We start from the raw sequence: 16,585 nt of genomic DNA on the forward strand, positions 1-16,585 counted from the left end.
TGGGCTTAAGGACTCAGAGGACGTTATTTGCGTATTTATCCCTTTTTGAGCTTAGTTTCGGACCCCATTGCAGCTATTACTTCGAAAGCGATTCAGATTGAGCGTTTTTTGAGCCAATAGCAGCTATGCGGTCCTTTAGCATCCCAAATGTGAGATATTACTGCGTTTAAGGTCCTCTGGGTCCGATAGTAATAAGCTCATTAGCGATAAACCCGATAGAATCAGCGTGTGCGCAAAGGTTACCTATACATGTTGGTGTTTAGCGGATAGTTCCATATTGTGAATGAAGCACGCTTTTATCAAATGAGCATATCTTCCTTCAAACGCTTGATGTCTGCTCTAGGTGGTGAACCGAACATCCGTGAATATTCGCGGCTGAATTGTGATGCACTTTCATAGCCAACGCGAAACGCGACATCCGCTGCATCCGCTGATTCAGATAATAAAAGGTGGCGAGCTTCCTGTAAGCGCAGATGCTTTTGAAACTGTATAGGACTCATGGCAGTTACCTCTTTGAAGTGTCTATGGAACGAAGAAATGCTCATACTGGCTGTTTCAGCAAGCTCTTCAATGCGCAAAGGTTTATCACAGTTCTCGATAATCTGTTCGATGGCCTCCCGAATGCGGTAGGTGCTGCTTCCTTCCATCGCAATCTGTGCGAGTGTAACTCCATATGGTCCCTGCAGAAGCCGGTATAGAATTTCATCAGTATAAATCGGAGCCAAAAACGGAATGTCCTTGGCATCATCCAGCAAACGTACCAATCTCAGGATCGCATCCAATAGTGATAACTCTATCTGCCCGACATACATAGCTCGCTTAGCATTTTCTTTCGGAGCGAGTTTAAATTCGGAATCATTTAGTACCTTCAATATCTGACTCTGCGTAAATTCTAGCTTAAAGCTTAAATAGGGTGCATTGGGAGAAGCTTTTATAATCTGACCGATAACCGGTAAATTCATTGATGATATTAGATAATTTGCGGGACCATACTCAAAACGGTCCTTGGCCAGTATGATCTCCTTTGTTCCTTGCGCAATGAAACATAAAGAAGGTTTGTATACTCTGTATACTGGCTCGGTCACGTTGGAGTTACGAATCACAAACAATGAGGGGATAGCGGTCTCATATACTCCATCCTGGCACGAATGATGTTCAATCAATCTGGCGAGTTCTTCTTTCCGCTCTAGTAATTCTTCAGACATGTGCTCCTCCTAATGTTTTATTCTTACTCAATTATAAAGTAAAAGCATCTTTTGTGTTAGTGCTAGTGAGAGGAATAGGCAATCATTTAAGATAATTGAGATAACGGTGTCAACTTCATACATCGCATAATTAGAACTAAGAAAGGGGTTTTGAAATTGAGCAATGTTTTGATCTTAGGCGCTAACGGTGGAATTGCTCGTCATGCGATTGATTTATTCTTGAACGAAACCGATGCTCAGTTAACTCTATATCTTCGCAACTCGGACAGATTAAGCTATATAACATCCAGCCGTGCTCGAGTAGTTGAAGGGGACGTTATGGATAGTGATCAATTAAAAGAAACGATGATCGGGCATGATGTTGTTTATGCCATTCTGGCTGGTAATTTGGAAGGAATGTCTAGATCTATCGTAGAGGCAATGAATACAACTGGTCTTAAACGATTGATTTTTATAAGCTCAATGGGCATTTACGATGAAGTTCCCGGAGAGAAGTACAGCAGTATATTGGATCCATATCGAAAATCAGTAGAAATCATTTGACTACGAGACGACTCAGAAAGGTGAACCTTTTAAAGGGAGAGAAGTGTCGCGAAAAAGTGTGGCTGCATTAGTTGTTAAATTGGCCGAGTCACCAGATATGGAAATTCGCCGCAGTTTAGGAGTAAACAAACCCAAAATCTAAAGGAGGCACAAGCGAATGGAATATATAAAACTTGGACGTACTGGTTTGGACGTATCTAGAATTTGTCTTGGCTGTATGAGTTACGGAGTACCTGAACGTGGAATGGCTCTGTGGTCGCTGAATGAGGAGCAGTGCAGACCTTTTATTAAAAGAGCACTGGAGCTTGGGATCAACTTCTTTGATACGGCTAATGTATACTCTGACGGAACTAGCGAAGAAATTGTCGGACGTGCCTTAAAAGAATTCTCTCGCCGGGATGAGGTAGTCATTGCGACAAAGGTGTTTTTCCGGATGCATCAGGGACCAAATGGGGCAGGACTTTCACGCAAAGCGATTATGACCGAAATAGACAACAGTCTAAGACGGCTGGGCACGGATTATGTGGACCTATACCAGATTCATCGTTGGGATAATGACACTCCCATCGAAGAGACCATGGAGGCACTTCATGACGTAGTAAAGGCAGGGAAAGTTAGATATATAGGAGCGTCCTCTATGTATGCATGGCAGTTCTTGCAGGCGCAGCATGTTGCTGAGCGAAATGGTTGGACTAAATTTGTCTCTATGCAAAATTACTTAAATCTACTCTACAGGGAAGAAGAACGGGAAATGTTGCCTCTTTGCCGGGAAGAAGGAATCGGTGTGATCCCATGGAGTCCGCTTGCTAAAGGCCGACTAACCCGTGATTGGAATGAACAAACAGCTCGTTCAGAGATAGACGAAGTCGGAAAGGCATTTTATGCAAAAATGGCTGAAGCTGACCGCAAGGTTGTTGAGGTAGTTGCCGAAATTGCGGCTAAGCGGGGGATTCCAAGTGCATAAGTTGCGCTTGCTTGGGTTCTGCAAAAAAAGCCAGTAACATCGCCTATCATTGGTGCAACCAAACCTAATCATCTGGAGGACGCCGTTGCAGCGTTATTAGTGACGCTGGAGCCAAGTGATATAGCGAGACTAGAAGAGCCTTATGTGCCACACCCAGTTATAGGAAATCTAAGCTAGATAAAAAAGCGTGATGCCCTTTGGGATCGCGCCTTTTTTTATCTAAGTTAACTTTCATCTCTTATTTAGTGCCTTTAGAATCTTATCTTTAGTTTGGCTTAATCGTTGCTCAGCATCATGCGGGTGCAAGGGTTTGCTTAAATAGGTGAATAAGAAAACACATTCCAATCAATAAAAATGACATGTTAATTCTTCTTTAGCCAAGGTAATATGTATCCGACATGTGAGAGTGAATATAGAAAAGGAGGTGAACTCTTTATTATTAATTCCACGTTAAAGCATACGCACATGACTACTGAAATTGGTCAACCAGCTATCCTCAAGCCTAGGGAGGGTTATCCGACGGTTTCCTTCACATCGTGTGTTGACGGAAGGGTTGCCGGTGAATTGATTTTTGATAGAACGAAGCTGGTTGATAGTTTGCCTGAGACTCCTATGGTCAAAGACTCGTTAATGGAATGGACACCGTTAGGCACGGCAGAACAACTGGGTACTTATGAACTGCGAATGACCCTCAAGCAGGACGGAAAAGCTCCTCAGTATGACTCATATTATTTTACCGTGCTGGATCCAAAGAGCATCCCCGCGGGACAGAGCCCAATTGCTTTCCTTGGTAACGATGGAATGATGATGTATATCGGTGATTATCGAGGTAATCGGATCTTAGATTTTTCCAATGCGGGTTATAGGGGTGGCGGTGTTGAAATCCCGAATATCCCCGTTAAGTCGACCGTTCTACCCTTAGACGGAGACGCGACGGAACGTATTCAGGTTGCGATTGACCAGTTGGCCAAGCTCCCGCTCGATAAGAACGGATTCCGCGGAGCGATCCTGTTGAAAAAAGGCAGATATGAAATCGGAGGCACGTTATTCATTAAAGCAAGCGGGATCGTCCTTCGCGGCGAAGGTCAGGACAAAGAGGGCACAATTATCTATGGTACCGGAGCGAAACCACGAAATTTAATTGAAATTGGTGAAAATGCAGATCTTATGCTGGACAGCAACTCGAAACGGATGATTTCAGATTTGTATGTACCCTCAGGCTCGTGCACTTTCCATGTAGAAGACGGGAATGCTTATCGTGTAGGCGATCAGATCATAGTCCGCAGAATAGGTGATAAAAACTGGATTCACGAAATTGGCATGGATAACATATATAAGCGCCCGGGTGGAACCGTAACCCAATGGTCACCGTTCAATCTGGATTTTGACCGAGTCATCACTGCTATTGTAGGTAATGCGATTACGGTCGATGCCCCACTAGCGAATGCTATCGAACTTCAGTGGGGCGGCGGAGAGATCTATAAATATACAGACCATGCCCGCATTCAGCAGGTGGGGGTAGAGAATATGAGGGTAGAGTCCGATTTTGACCCGAGCATTATAGATATTAAGATGGATAACGATACAACGGATCCTTATTATGCGGACGAAAAGCATGCTGAGCGTTTTGTCGTATTCAACAGTGTGAAGAATGGCTGGGTTCGAGATGTGACGGGTTACCATCTGTCCTATTCTCTCGTTCAAATGAAGCGTTATTCCAAATGGATTACGGTTCAGGATTGTCAAATGTACGATATGATCAGTATGGTTACTGGGGGTCGCCGTTATGTCATACATCAGATGGGCCAGCTAAATCTCGCTCAACGTATTTATACAGAAACGGCGCGGCATGCTTTCACCGTCGATAGCTGGGTACCGGGGCCAAATGTATTTCTGGATGGGGAAGCTGTTAACAATTATAACACCAGTGAGCCTCATCATCGCTGGTCAGTCGGAGGCCTGTTCGATAATATCAAAGCTCCCATCTCTATTCGGGATAGGGCGTGGTTAGGCAGCGGACATGGCTGGGCAGGCGCGAATTATGTAACCTGGAATACGCAAGGAGAACTCACTTTACAGCGGCCACCAACCGCTCAAAACTACGCCATTGGCCATGTTGGTAGCAAGGTACCCGGACTGGTTCCTAACGATTATGATCCCCGGCCCCGTGAAGATGGATATTGGTGCAGTTGCGGTCAACATGTCGTCATTAATAGTCTCTACAAGCAGCAGCTGATGGAACGTTTAGGTCGAAATGCGCTCAGTAATATAAAAAAATAATTTACAGTAGGGTGCGGAATCTTCCGCATCCTTTTTAGTTTGGATCATAAAAAAACACAACCCCTAACAATCTATGCCATGGAGAGACATCAGAATCAAGAGTAGCATAAGAAGTGGAGTTACTGACGAATGATATGACCTGAAAATAGGAAAGGCCAGGTGAACAAGAGTTGAGTGAAAGAAGACGAGCGAAACAAGAGGTGGCATTACCGGCAACCATGCGGGAATCAGAACGTCTTCGATTATGGTATACAAGCCCGGCGTCAAATTGGAATGAGGCTCTTCCCATAGGAAACGGGCGCCTTGGGGCGATGGTGTCTGGTATGATCGGCCAAGATAAAATCCAGCTTAACGAAGATTCAATCTGGTACGGCGGCCCTGGACGCGCAGCTAATCCTGCAGCTCAGCCGTATTTGACGGAGATTCGGCAAATGCTGAAAGACGGCAGGCAGGCGGAGGCAGAACATTTGGCTCGAATGGCTATGACTGCTTCACCAAAATATGAACAGCCGTACCAGCCACTTGGCGATTTGATTTTGAAGTTTCTGGATTCCAGTGAGGTTATTGAAGAATACGAGCGGGAGCTCGATTTGGAGCAAGCGGTTGTTACGGTGTCGTACCGTTGTGGCGGGGTTCGCTATTACAGGCAATATTTTGTAAGTGAACCGGACGGTGTATTAGTAGTCCGATTGACAGCTGACAGACTTGGCAAGATCACGTTGGCTGCGAATCTTATGCGTCGTCCGTTCGATACCGGCTGTAGTACTGGTCCTGCAAACACAGTTCTAATGAATGGGGAATGCGGAGCGGATGGTGTTCGCTTTTGCACAGCACTAAGGGCAGTTCAACAAGGAGGCCGCCAGAGGCTCATAGGGGATTTCATCTCTATTGAGGGAGCAGACTCCGTCACCCTTATGCTGGCAGCGCAGAGTACCTTTCGTGTGGATCAACCTGAAAAAGCCTGTCTGGAGCAATTGGATCAAGCCACGGCTCAGTCTTTTGCAACTCTAATAAAGCGGCATAAGGAGGAATACAAGTCCCGGTTTGCTCGATTTTCAATCGATTTAACAAGGGATGGCGACCCGTACGCCGAGCTTCCTACCGATAAACGATTACTGCGGTTACAGCAAGCAAAAGATGAAAGAAGCAATTCCAATGAGTTTGGTGATCCAGGACTAGTTGCACTATATGTGCAGTATGGGCGCTACCTATTGCTTTCCAGTTCTCGACCAGGTACGTTGCCTGCTAATCTGCAAGGCATATGGAATGATAGCTTTACCCCGCCATGGGAATCAAAATATACAATTAATATTAACCTCCAGATGAATTACTGGCCTGCCGAAGTCCTAAATATGGCTGAATGCCATGAACCGCTGTTTGATCTGATCGAACGGATGCAGTTGAACGGTCAAGAAACGGCAAAAGAAATGTATGGCTGTCGCGGTTTTGTTGCTCATCATAACACTAACTTATGGGCGGAAACCCGACCTGAAGGCATCCTAATTACCTGTACGGTCTGGCCAATGGGTGCTGCTTGGTTATGCCTTCATTTGTGGGAACACTACCGGTTTGGACTGAACCTGTCTTTTCTCAAGGAAAGGGCCTATCCAGTGATGAAGGAAGCAGCGATTTTTCTGCTTGATTACATGGTAGAGGAGGGTGGTGTACGGATTACTGGGCCTTCGGTCTCCCCTGAAAACCGCTTCCTTCTTTCGGACGGAAGCAGCGGCAGCCTCTGTATGGGACCATCTATGGATTTGCAAATCGCATATGCAATGCTTTCCGCCTGTTCGGAAGCGGCATCAATAATTGGAGAAGCAGATACAATGTTTCTCTTTGAACTACATGAGACGCTTGAACACATTCCACAGCCGAGTGTGGGCAGTCATGGACAGATTAAGGAATGGCTGTTTGACTACGAAGAGCAAGACGCAGGTCACCGGCATATTTCTCAGTTGTTCGCATTACATCCGGGTGAACAGATTGACATGAGGCACACCCCTGAGCTTGCCGCAGCAGCCCGACGAACGCTTGAACGCCGTCTTGACGGAGGTGGAGGCCATACCGGCTGGAGCAGGGCATGGATCGTCAACTTTTATGCCCGTCTCGGTATGGGTGCGGAAGCCTACGAGCATTTACTTAATCTCTTAGCCTCCTCCACGTATTCGAATCTTTTAGACTGCCATCCACCCTTTCAAATAGACGGAAACTTTGGTGGAGCAGCAGGCGTAGCAGAAATGCTGCTGCAATCCCACCGAGGAGAACTTCGACTATTACCTGCCCTTCCTAAGGAGTGGGCTTCAGGCAGCATAAGGGGAATGAGAGCAAGAGGTGGTTTTACCGTTGATCTTTCTTGGAGCCAAGGAAAGCTTGATGAAGCGACGATTCACTCTACGTTAACCGCTGAATATCGAATTTGGTCTGCTGTTCCGCTTGATCTGCCAGAACAATCTCTTATTAGCGATGGTCAGGGATTTGAATATACTTTTTCTTCAGTTGCAGGGAAGTCCCGCAAGATTTGTGCACAATAGTCAATCGTAATAAAACACAGGCAAGCCGAAAAATCTCCATTTTGAAGACCTGGATATTGGATTAACATTAGCCATACAACAAAATCCAAACTGCAACCAAAGGAGCGATATTTATGCCACAACAAGTGCCAGCCGCATTGCCAGCGAGCAGGCCAGATCTTTCCCCATTCCAAAGAAGAATGACCAATTTGCGCAAATATAAGGCGCTATATCTCATTTCACTGCCGGGCATTATTTTTTTTATCGTATTTAAATACTTACCCTTGGCGGGTTCCATCATGGCCTTTCAAAACTACAACATATTCAAAGGTTTTACAGGCAGTCCTTGGGTTGGCCTTGATCAGTTCCGGCGGATGTTCACCTATCCAGAGTTTTTGAGAATTCTTGAAAATACTATCCTGATCGGCCTATATGATATGGTCTTTGCGTTTCCGGTTCCCATAATATTCGCCCTCCTTCTTAATGAAGTGAGAAAAGCTTTCTATAAACGGATTTTGCAGACCGTCGTTTATTTGCCCCATTTTCTCTCATGGGTCATTATTGGGGGGATTATGATCGGCATTTTGTCCCCAACGACAGGTATCGTGAACCAGATCTTAAATGCTTTTGGGCTCGACTCCGTTTATTTTCTGGGCGAGGACTCGTATATTCGTACCATCCTGGTTGGAACAGGCATATGGAAAGACAGTGGATGGGGAACTATTGTTTATTTAGCCGCACTCGCAGCTGTGAATCCCGAGCTGTATGAGGCGGCCCGGATTGACGGAGCAAATCGGTGGAAACAAACCTTATCCATTACGATCCCGACGATCTTGCCCACCATCATGATTATGTTCCTGCTTCATATCGGTAACTTCCTTGATTTTGGCTTCGAGCGAGTGTTTGTATTTATCAATTCGCTTAATGAGACCAATGGAGATATTCTCGATACGTATATATACCGAGTGGGTCTTATTGATCAGCAATACAGCTATACAACAGCTATAGGCCTCTTTAAATCGGTCGTCGGACTGTTGCTAGTCATGATCGGGAATACGCTTAGCAAAAAAGCATCAGGGGATGGACTTTACTAGAAAGGAGTCGAAGAGTAAATGAAAAATAAAGGTCGCCTGTTTGACGTTTTTAACTATATATTTCTGATGCTGGTCGGGTGCTTGATGATCTTCCCTCTGCTGCATGTGCTCGCCAAATCATTTAGCAGCACTCATGCCATTAATGCAGGCGAGGTTAAGCTATTCCCTGTAGATTGGACGCTTATGAATTATCAAGTTATTCTTGGGGATACCTCCATCTGGAGAGCTTTCATGGTAAGTATATTTATTACAGTTGTCGGAACAGTTATTAATCTGATTTTAACTGCATCACTGGCCTATCCTTTATCCAGATCCGAATATTCGATGCGCAAAGGAGTTCTGATTTTAATCCTAATTACGATGATATTTCACGCTCCGCTCATACCGAACTATATGGTCATCAAAAACTTGCACTTGATCGACTCTTTATGGGTATTAATCATCCCATCGGCCATCAGTGCATATAACCTGTTCATCATGCGTTCTTTTTTCTCAGCCCTGCCTACTGAACTGATAGACAGCGCGCGAATGGATGGAGCGGGAGAGCTGCGCACGATGTGGAGCGTCATCCTTCCTTTGTCCAAACCTGTTATGGCAACTATGGGCTTGTTCTACGCGGTATCCCATTGGAATTCTTATTCATCGGCGTTGTATTTTATCAATACACGAGCGCTTTATCCACTTCAGCTGCGGCTTCGGGAAATCGTACTGAGTAACGACCTTGGGCAAGCGGGCAGCTTATTAGAAAACGTAAATGAAGTATCTCCGGCAGGTGTGCAAATGGCAGTTATTGTCGTCTCCGTCATACCGATTATTATCGTGTATCCGTTTCTGCAAAAGTATTTTATCAAAGGGATGTTAATCGGATCTATTAAGTCTTAAATCAACCAGCTTGCATCATCCTTTAAAAGAAACAGCCATCTGCTTATCAAAATATGGTAAGATATAATCCAAACTCAAAAATGGAAGCGTTGCCAATGATCGCAACTTCAAATCAATTTCATACCACAAGACAACTGATTCTGATTCCATTCCGGAAGGGATTTGATACAAGTGCGAGTATTGATTGTAGAAGATGAGCCTGTCATTCAAAAAGGATTGGTGAAGATGGTCCAGCGTTATCCGGTCTCATTCACCGCGATTTATACAGCCGACGATGGCGAAGCAGCCTTAGAAACTATCCAAAAGCTAGAACCGCATTTAGTGCTGACAGATTTGCGCATGAAGCGGATGGATGGCCTTGATTTATGTGAACGAATTCACCGTGATTACAGTCATGTCCAGGTGGCAGTCATTTCCGGGTACAATGACTTTCAATATGCTCAACGAGCAATGGCATACGGCGTTAAGCGATATTTGTTAAAGCCGGTTCTCCAGCAGGATGTGCATGATATGCTGAGAGAACTTATATCCGGAATGACAGGCAACATTATTCCTGTTCATAAATACGTGGATTGGGCCGAACAGCTGGAACAACATATCTGGCTGCTGCAACGTGATGAGACAAACCGTCTGCTTGATGACAGAGAAACATCCGGTTTATTTGAAGGGTTGAACGTCTTTAGCATGGATGCAGTCCTGAATGATTGTCTACAAATGGTCGTAGATCGCTTGGAACGCCGAGGCTGGAAGCCTCAGTCCCGGTGCTGTGGAGATGTGAAAGCCGCCAATACGAAAAAAGAAACGATGTTAGCATTTGTCGCGATAATAAACGGTATACTTGCGGAGCTGCAACTTACTCGCAAAGGCAACTATAAGGACCCGGTTGAAGAAGCAAAAGCTTTCATTGATAAACATTTGGCTGAGGATGTGTCGTTAGAAGAAGTAGCCAAACGGGTGGGACTTGCCCGCACCTACTTCAGCGCATTATTCAAAAAAATGACGGGGGAAACCTTCGTACACTACCGGATCCGAAGAAGAATGGAGGAAGCGCGCAGACTTCTTGCCGTACCTACCATGACAATCAGTGATATCTCGATTCATGTAGGTTACGAGGATTATCCCCATTTTACGAAGACGTTTAAAAATCTCGTGGGTGTGTCACCTTCGGAATACCGTGCTTCGTTTGGCATTGAATAATGAGAGCAACCCTCAGCCGGAAGCTGCTATTTTATTTTACCATTGTCATCTTACTTTCCCTGTCAGCGCTGGGGATTTCCTTCTACAGCATTTCTGCCAAGCAATTGCAGGCAAGCACTGAAAACCAAATGATTCAGATCGTAAATAATGCAGTTCATCATACCAATCTCTATATTTCATCCTATCAACGGTCGACCGTGGCGCTACTAACGGATTTGAGAGTTAAAAGATATATTGACCTATCATCAGACCGTGAGGAATATGAAAATTACCGCTACACGACCGATATTCGCGATGCAATTGTCGAACCAGTATGGATTCGCAATCCCGAGATTGAAGCCTTATATATTATCGGGTATTCCGGAAATGCGCTTTATTATTATAATGGCGGTTCAGCGCCATCTTTTACACAGGAAGACACCGCTAGACAGATCAGGTATTTCAAAGAACATACAGATGTCAGTGGACAGTTGAATGTAATCAATTACAGTATCCGTGGGGATCAAACGCCGATGTTGACCTTAATCCGCAGCATTCGTGGCCTTCAGTCACCAGAGATGAAAGGATTTGTAGGCATCGAAGTCAAAGCGCAGGAGCTCTCCACGTTATGGAAAGGGATCGATCTTGGTCCCGAAAGCTATTTTTTTATTGTAGATGGCGAAGGCAGGATTCAATATCATAACGATCAAAACAAAGTAGGGACGTTGATTCCCGATAGTCTTGGCAAGCAAATTGAGTTAGCAGGAGATGCGATGTTCCGCAGCTCGGCAGAGGGAGTGGAAAAATCTTATATCAGCCGTAATGCGGAATATTCCGGTTGGCATCTGGTTGTATCCATTCCAGACACTCAGCTGCAAAAGCCGCTAATTACCATCAGGAATTATATTATTGCTGTCGCGATTTTGACATTTATGATAGCGCTGTTTCTGGCAAGCCGATTTGGTAAGTCTGTTACTACACCAATCCGTACACTGATGAAAGGAATGAGCCAGACCGAAAAAGGAAATTGGGAATTAATCTCCCTTCCGAAAAGCCAGGATGAGGTCACTGGGCTTATCGTTCGTTACAATCTGATGGTAACGCGCCTGTCAGAGCTTGTGGACACCGTGTATCAATCAGAACTGAAGAACAAGGAAGTGGAAGCCGAGCGGCAGAAGGCCGAATTCCAATCCTTACAGTTACAGATCAACCCCCATTTTTTATATAATACGCTCGAAACGGTGGTCTGCTATGCAGTAATTCAGGATTCAGATGAAATATCAGAAATTGTCGGAGCCCTGTCCTACATGCTGCATTATTCGGTGCGCACCAATCTTGAAGAGATAACCGTGGCCAATGAGCTGAAGCATGTCATCCATTATATGGTCATTATCAATCACCGGATCGGAAGGCCGTTTGATATCGATGTGCGGATAAAGCCTGAAATGCTTCTGCGCAAAATGGTCCGCCTGACCTTACAGCCACTTGTGGAAAATGTGTTCCAGCACGCTTTTCGTTATGGTGTTGAAGATCATCACACGATTACGATTGATGCTGGAGAGGATGGCGATATCTTCTGGGTCAGCATTACGGATAATGGCAGCGGGATGACCCCGGAGCGGCTTGAAGAACTTCGCCTCAAACTGAGCGAAAATCGACTCGCCGATGTGGAGGAAGGTAAAGGAAGCCCAGGCGGCATCGGTGTGCAAAATGTTCACCGCCGGATACAACTTGTCTTCGGGGAAGAATGCGGTGTTGACGTAGAGAGCAGTCCAGAATGGGGAACACGCATGATCATGAGAATGCCGATTTCCGGAAGGAAGGAACATCAAGTGCTTAACGCATAGGCGCTACTCGCCGAAGAGAACGAGGATCAAAAGGCTGTCCTGAGGTCCGAGCCGCGGACTTTTTGGGATGGCCTTTTTTTATAACGGCAACCGATCACAAAAAAACACATCCCATAATAATCCACCCCATGGGAGTGCTGATGATACAGCTTTATGATGGGTACAGGTAAACCAAATACCTTTTTATACTAATAAGGGGGATTATCCAGATGAAAAAATGGGTTAGTCTGATCCTATCCACGGCGCTTGTATCAAGTCTCGTCGCAGGATGCGGAGGCAATGAAACATCGGACGGTAACGCCGATGCAGCAGGCGAATCAAAACCGCTTAAATTTAGTATTTCGTTAAACACAAGCGGAAACGCTTACACGGAAAGTTCTAAAGACATTAACACCGATAAGTGGGTCAAGGAGTTGGAAAAACGGGCGAATGTCGATTTAGACATTAAGTTAATTCCTTTGAAGGACTTTGATTCCAAAATGGCTGTTATGTTCGCAGGCGGTGATATTCCGGATGTGGTTCAAAATGTCGGAGGGGCTACAGATAAATCGATGGCTGGATCGGTTCAGGCTGGTGTTTTTATGCCGCTAGATGATCTGCTGAAGGAGAATGCGCCTAACTTGATGAAGGTTGTCCCGCAGGAAGCATGGGATGAAGTCAGCTACGACGGAAAAATATATGGCATTCCGACTTGGCTCAGCAATCCGTCTCGACGTGCCACCTTTATCCGAACAGATTTATTGGAGAAAACCGGTCTCCCGGTACCTGTAACGATTGAAGATTTCTTGAATGTGCTACGCGCTTTTAAGAAACTCGGTGTGAGCGCGCCTTATCAGATGCGTGAGAACTTCAAATATGCAGATATCGCATTCGGTGCATATGACGCGCTTGGCTATCAGTTTACAGAGGATAATGGAGAGATCGTACCCAAATTTTATAATTCCGAGAATATGGAAAAAGCACTGAACGTATACAAAACGATGTATGACGAAGGCCTCATTCAGAAGGATTTTGCGACAATTCAGACGGCGCAGTATGGCGAAAATATTGCTGCAGGCAATGCAGGAATCTGGACAGCTAACGCGCAAAATCTACTGGATTTCCGGACCCAAATCGCCGCATCCAATCCGGAAGCGAAAGTGGATATTATCTCGTCGCCAACCGGTGACAATGGACAAAAAGGATATGGCTTGTATAGTTCGGTCAATACCTCACTGTATATCAACAATAAGGTCAGTAAAGAAAAGGCTGCCCGGATTATTCAAATGTTTGAATGGATGCAGACCCCGGAAGCAAGTAATTTCTATAGTTTTGGGATTGAAGGCGAGAATTACACGGTAAAAGACGGAAAAGTTGATTATAAGCTGCCAGAGAACAAGGCTGCCCAAGATGAAGAGAAATTCCGCACACAGCTGCGCTGGGTAGGGGACGGAACGATCAACCGCGAACGAACTGAGCTGCTTTCGGGTGGTAAAGATGTCTTGAAAGCATTGGATGAAACGCTGAGCAAAGAAGGCTTAGGGGGCATTGGATTTGTACCTGATCTGGAGTCTTTTAGCAAGTTCCCTGATCTTGCCTCCAAACGTCCCGATCAGGCACCAAAATTGATCATAGACCATATGGTCAAAATGATTTATGGCAAAGAACCGATTAGCGATTTCCCAAAAGTCATCGAGGAATATAAGCAAAAAGGCGGCGTAGAAATCTTAAAAGAAGCAACAGAACGCTACAAAAATAATGAGGGAATCCTTAATCAGCAAAGTCGTAAATAGATAGATTCTCAGGAAGCCTCTTCATTCGAAGGGCTTCCTGCCAGTTAGGAGGGAGAACGATGAGTCAAACTTCATTGTGTGATGAAATCATGCGTCTGCCTGTAATCGATACACATACCCATCTCGTCGGCGATAAGCTAAACGCGGCTGACTTCTGGGAAATAGCCGATTATTTCTGGTTGAACCAAGAGCTTCAGTCAGCAGGATATCCGGCGAATGCGGACCAACTTTCGAAAGGGAAACGGGCTGACTCTTTTGTTAGCGCCTACCACGCTTCCCGTAATACGATGATGAATCGTGCTTTTACAGCAATCATGAAAGATCTGTACGGTATCTCCATCACAGATTCAGAGTCGGTGTTCAAAGCGGATATAACGATTAAACAGCAAAGTCACGATCCCGGCTGGGCGCAGAACGTAGCTGACCGTCTGCATGTGCAGCGGTTTATTGTAAACCGTCCGGAACATGCCAACTTTGCACACATGAGGGAAAATGCTCTACTGATTCCTCGAATTGACTCTTGGCTGCCTGAGCTGGCAAAGAATATTGCAGATTCCTATGATCCCAGCCGGGAGGCTGCTTATGCTCAAGCGAAAAAATTTATTAGCGAGCAGCTGCAGTCTTATCAGACTATGGGCTGTCCAGGAATCATGACTACGTTGCCAGCTTTTGAAGCCAAAGCTCATGATGTTTACAATCTTAGCAACGTAACTGGACCGGATGAAATCATGATGCTGCTCTTTCATCATATTTGTTCGGAACTGCAAGCAAGAGGAATGTTCTTGCAGTTGTTTCTCGGCGTCGAACGCAGATGGTGTAATACATCAGCTGCGCCAGTTAACGATTCGCTACGGATTGTTAAACTGTACGGTTTATTCGAACGGTATTCCATTCCGTTTGAGCTGGTGGTGGCTTCGGAATTAAATAACCTGGATGTTGTGCAGGCTGCATGGAATTTCCCTAACGTTCATGTAGGCGGGATGTGGTGGTATAACTTCAGACCCAGTACCTATTTGCAGAGCATGCAGTATCGGTTAGAGGCACTCGCCCCGCTCAAGTGTTCGCTCATTGTCTCGGATGCGCGCTGTATCGAATGGACATATGGCAAGCTGCTGATCGTTAAAAAAATACTTGCGCGCTTTTTGGAAAGTCAAATAGCGGAAGGCTGGATCAGCCGGGATGAGGCGCTGGATATTGCTGCGGAATGGCTGCATGGCAGTGCTGCTAAACGTTATAGACTAATGGATGTTAAGCAATAAGCCATGGAGGGAGAAAATGACTTTTTCATTAATGGACCGAATGTTGCCTGCTCCTTTGAACGGAGGATTCCGTATGGAGAATTGGTGGGTGTGGTGCGGATCAGCTGTGCGTGGCGAGGATGGGCGTTTTCATTTATTCGCATCCCGTTGGCCGAAATGGCTGCCGATGCATCCGGGATGGTTACTTCGCTCAGAAATTGTCCGCGCATCTGCCGATAACGCGGAAGGACCCTATACGTACGAAGAAACCGTACTACCCGCAAGGGGAGCGGAATACTGGGACGGACGAAGCACCCATAATCCGCATATCCTTCGGTATGGCGATAAGTTTCTGTTGTATTATATGGGCTCAACTCATCCATTCGCTGAGCCGCAACCTAATGAAACAGTGGAACTTGACGACTATCGGGTGATTGCCGCTCGTGCCAACAAACGTGTTGGCCTAGCTGTAGCCGACAGTGTATTCGGACCATGGACAAGGATGGATGCACCTATTCTGCCTACACGTCCGGGCAGGTTCGACAGCTTCCTCACATCCAATCCGGCTCCTTGTATCCGCGAAGATGGCTCCTTGCTATTGGTATATAAAGCCCGCAAATACGAAGGCAATTCCTATGGACAGATGACGCTTGGCATTGCCGGTTCATCTAAGGACGAAGGGCCATATAGAGTAATTAACAACGCACCTCTGTTTCCACCAGAGCGGTCCCATATTGAAGATCCATTTATCTGGCGGTCCGCGGACGGGTACCAAATGATCGCCAAGGATATGGATGGCCGGATATGTGGAGAAAAGCACGGTGGGATATTTGCATCATCTACGGATGGAACCGACTGGCAGCTGGCTGATTCAACGCAATCGTATTCCCGGCGGGTTCTCTGGGAGGACGGCACTGTGCAGTGGATGGGCAGCTTTGAACGTCCGTTCCTATTATTTCAGGAAGGGGTTCCTACCCATTTATTCGCTGCAGTAGCAGATGGACCGGGAGGGTTCCGAAATGCGAAGCACACTTGGAATATGGTCATTCCACTACGGACAACGTTTTAAGAAAT

At 45.7% G+C, this 16,585-nt stretch carries 11 protein-coding genes and 1 pseudogene; 11 read left to right on the plus strand and 1 reads right to left on the minus strand.

Going from position 1 to position 16,585, the window contains the following annotated elements:
• Positions 1–299: 299 nt before the first annotated feature.
• On the minus strand, positions 300–1,205 hold the full coding sequence (locus NYE72_RS14990; RefSeq protein ID WP_339212015.1) for an AraC family transcriptional regulator: 906 nt from the start codon (positions 1,203–1,205) through the stop codon (positions 300–302).
• Between the two features lie 156 nt (positions 1,206–1,361).
• Here NYE72_RS14990 and NYE72_RS14995 point away from each other — a divergent pair, with 156 nt between their 5' ends.
• From NYE72_RS14995 to NYE72_RS15045, 11 genes and pseudogenes are all read left to right on the plus strand, one after another.
• Positions 1,362–1,748: an NAD(P)H-binding protein gene (locus tag NYE72_RS14995; protein ID WP_339212016.1), complete on the plus strand. Its 387-nt coding sequence runs from the start codon at positions 1,362–1,364 to the stop codon at positions 1,746–1,748.
• Positions 1,749–1,905: 157 nt separating this feature from the next.
• Positions 1,906–2,889 (plus strand): annotated as a pseudogene (locus NYE72_RS15000) (aldo/keto reductase).
• Positions 2,890–3,276: 387 nt separating this feature from the next.
• Positions 3,277–4,992: a hypothetical protein gene (locus NYE72_RS15005; protein WP_052097033.1), complete on the plus strand. Its 1,716-nt coding sequence runs from the start codon at positions 3,277–3,279 to the stop codon at positions 4,990–4,992.
• Positions 4,993–5,162: 170 nt separating this feature from the next.
• Entirely contained in the window at positions 5,163–7,523 is a 2,361-nt protein-coding gene (locus NYE72_RS15010) for a glycoside hydrolase family 95 protein (protein WP_244886486.1), read from the plus strand.
• Positions 7,524–7,702: 179 nt separating this feature from the next.
• Positions 7,703–8,596 carry an ABC transporter permease subunit gene (locus tag NYE72_RS15015; RefSeq protein ID WP_051491014.1) on the plus strand — a complete coding sequence of 298 codons (894 nt, stop codon included), beginning with the start codon at positions 7,703–7,705 and terminating at the stop codon, positions 8,594–8,596.
• A gap of 18 nt (positions 8,597–8,614) precedes the next feature.
• Entirely contained in the window at positions 8,615–9,478 is an 864-nt protein-coding gene (locus NYE72_RS15020; protein ID WP_038570993.1) for a carbohydrate ABC transporter permease, read from the plus strand.
• 171 nt (positions 9,479–9,649) lie between these two features.
• Positions 9,650–10,675 carry a response regulator gene (locus NYE72_RS15025; protein WP_036677877.1) on the plus strand — a complete coding sequence of 342 codons (1,026 nt, stop codon included), beginning with the start codon at positions 9,650–9,652 and terminating at the stop codon, positions 10,673–10,675.
• Positions 10,675–12,501, plus strand: a complete 1,827-nt coding sequence (locus NYE72_RS15030) for a sensor histidine kinase (RefSeq protein ID WP_076144147.1) — start codon at positions 10,675–10,677, stop codon at positions 12,499–12,501. The genes NYE72_RS15025 and NYE72_RS15030 overlap by 1 nt, the downstream gene beginning before the upstream one ends.
• 209 nt (positions 12,502–12,710) lie before the next feature.
• Complete coding sequence (locus tag NYE72_RS15035; RefSeq protein WP_038570999.1) at positions 12,711–14,273, plus strand: extracellular solute-binding protein; 1,563 nt, start codon at positions 12,711–12,713, stop codon at positions 14,271–14,273.
• Between the two features lie 59 nt (positions 14,274–14,332).
• The gene (locus NYE72_RS15040; protein WP_038571002.1) at positions 14,333–15,532 is read left to right on the plus strand and encodes a hypothetical protein; all 1,200 of its coding nucleotides are present in this window, start codon (positions 14,333–14,335) and stop codon (positions 15,530–15,532) included.
• A gap of 16 nt (positions 15,533–15,548) precedes the next feature.
• Positions 15,549–16,580 (plus strand): glycoside hydrolase family protein, encoded by a 1,032-nt coding sequence (locus NYE72_RS15045; RefSeq protein ID WP_174890040.1) that lies wholly within the window; start codon positions 15,549–15,551, stop codon positions 16,578–16,580.
• Positions 16,581–16,585: the final 5 nt, after the last annotated feature.

The organism is Paenibacillus sp. FSL L8-0333 (genome assembly GCF_037965665.1).
In the GTDB taxonomy this organism is placed as follows: Bacteria; Bacillota; Bacilli; order Paenibacillales; family Paenibacillaceae; genus Paenibacillus_AQ; species Paenibacillus_AQ odorifer.

What these genes read in the sequence shown, in the direction of transcription:
- NYE72_RS14990 (WP_339212015.1), bottom strand. Translation starts at nt 1,205, where the DNA reads ATGTCTGAAGAATTACTAGAGCGGAAAGAAGAACTCGCCAGATTGATT.
- NYE72_RS15015 (WP_051491014.1), top strand. Translation starts at nt 7,703, where the DNA reads ATGACCAATTTGCGCAAATATAAGGCGCTATATCTCATTTCACTGCCG.
- NYE72_RS15020 (WP_038570993.1), top strand. Translation starts at nt 8,615, where the DNA reads ATGAAAAATAAAGGTCGCCTGTTTGACGTTTTTAACTATATATTTCTG.
- NYE72_RS15030 (WP_076144147.1), top strand. Translation starts at nt 10,675, where the DNA reads ATGAGAGCAACCCTCAGCCGGAAGCTGCTATTTTATTTTACCATTGTC.
- NYE72_RS15035 (WP_038570999.1), top strand. Translation starts at nt 12,711, where the DNA reads ATGAAAAAATGGGTTAGTCTGATCCTATCCACGGCGCTTGTATCAAGT.
- NYE72_RS15040 (WP_038571002.1), top strand. Translation starts at nt 14,333, where the DNA reads ATGAGTCAAACTTCATTGTGTGATGAAATCATGCGTCTGCCTGTAATC.
- NYE72_RS15045 (WP_174890040.1), top strand. Translation starts at nt 15,549, where the DNA reads ATGACTTTTTCATTAATGGACCGAATGTTGCCTGCTCCTTTGAACGGA.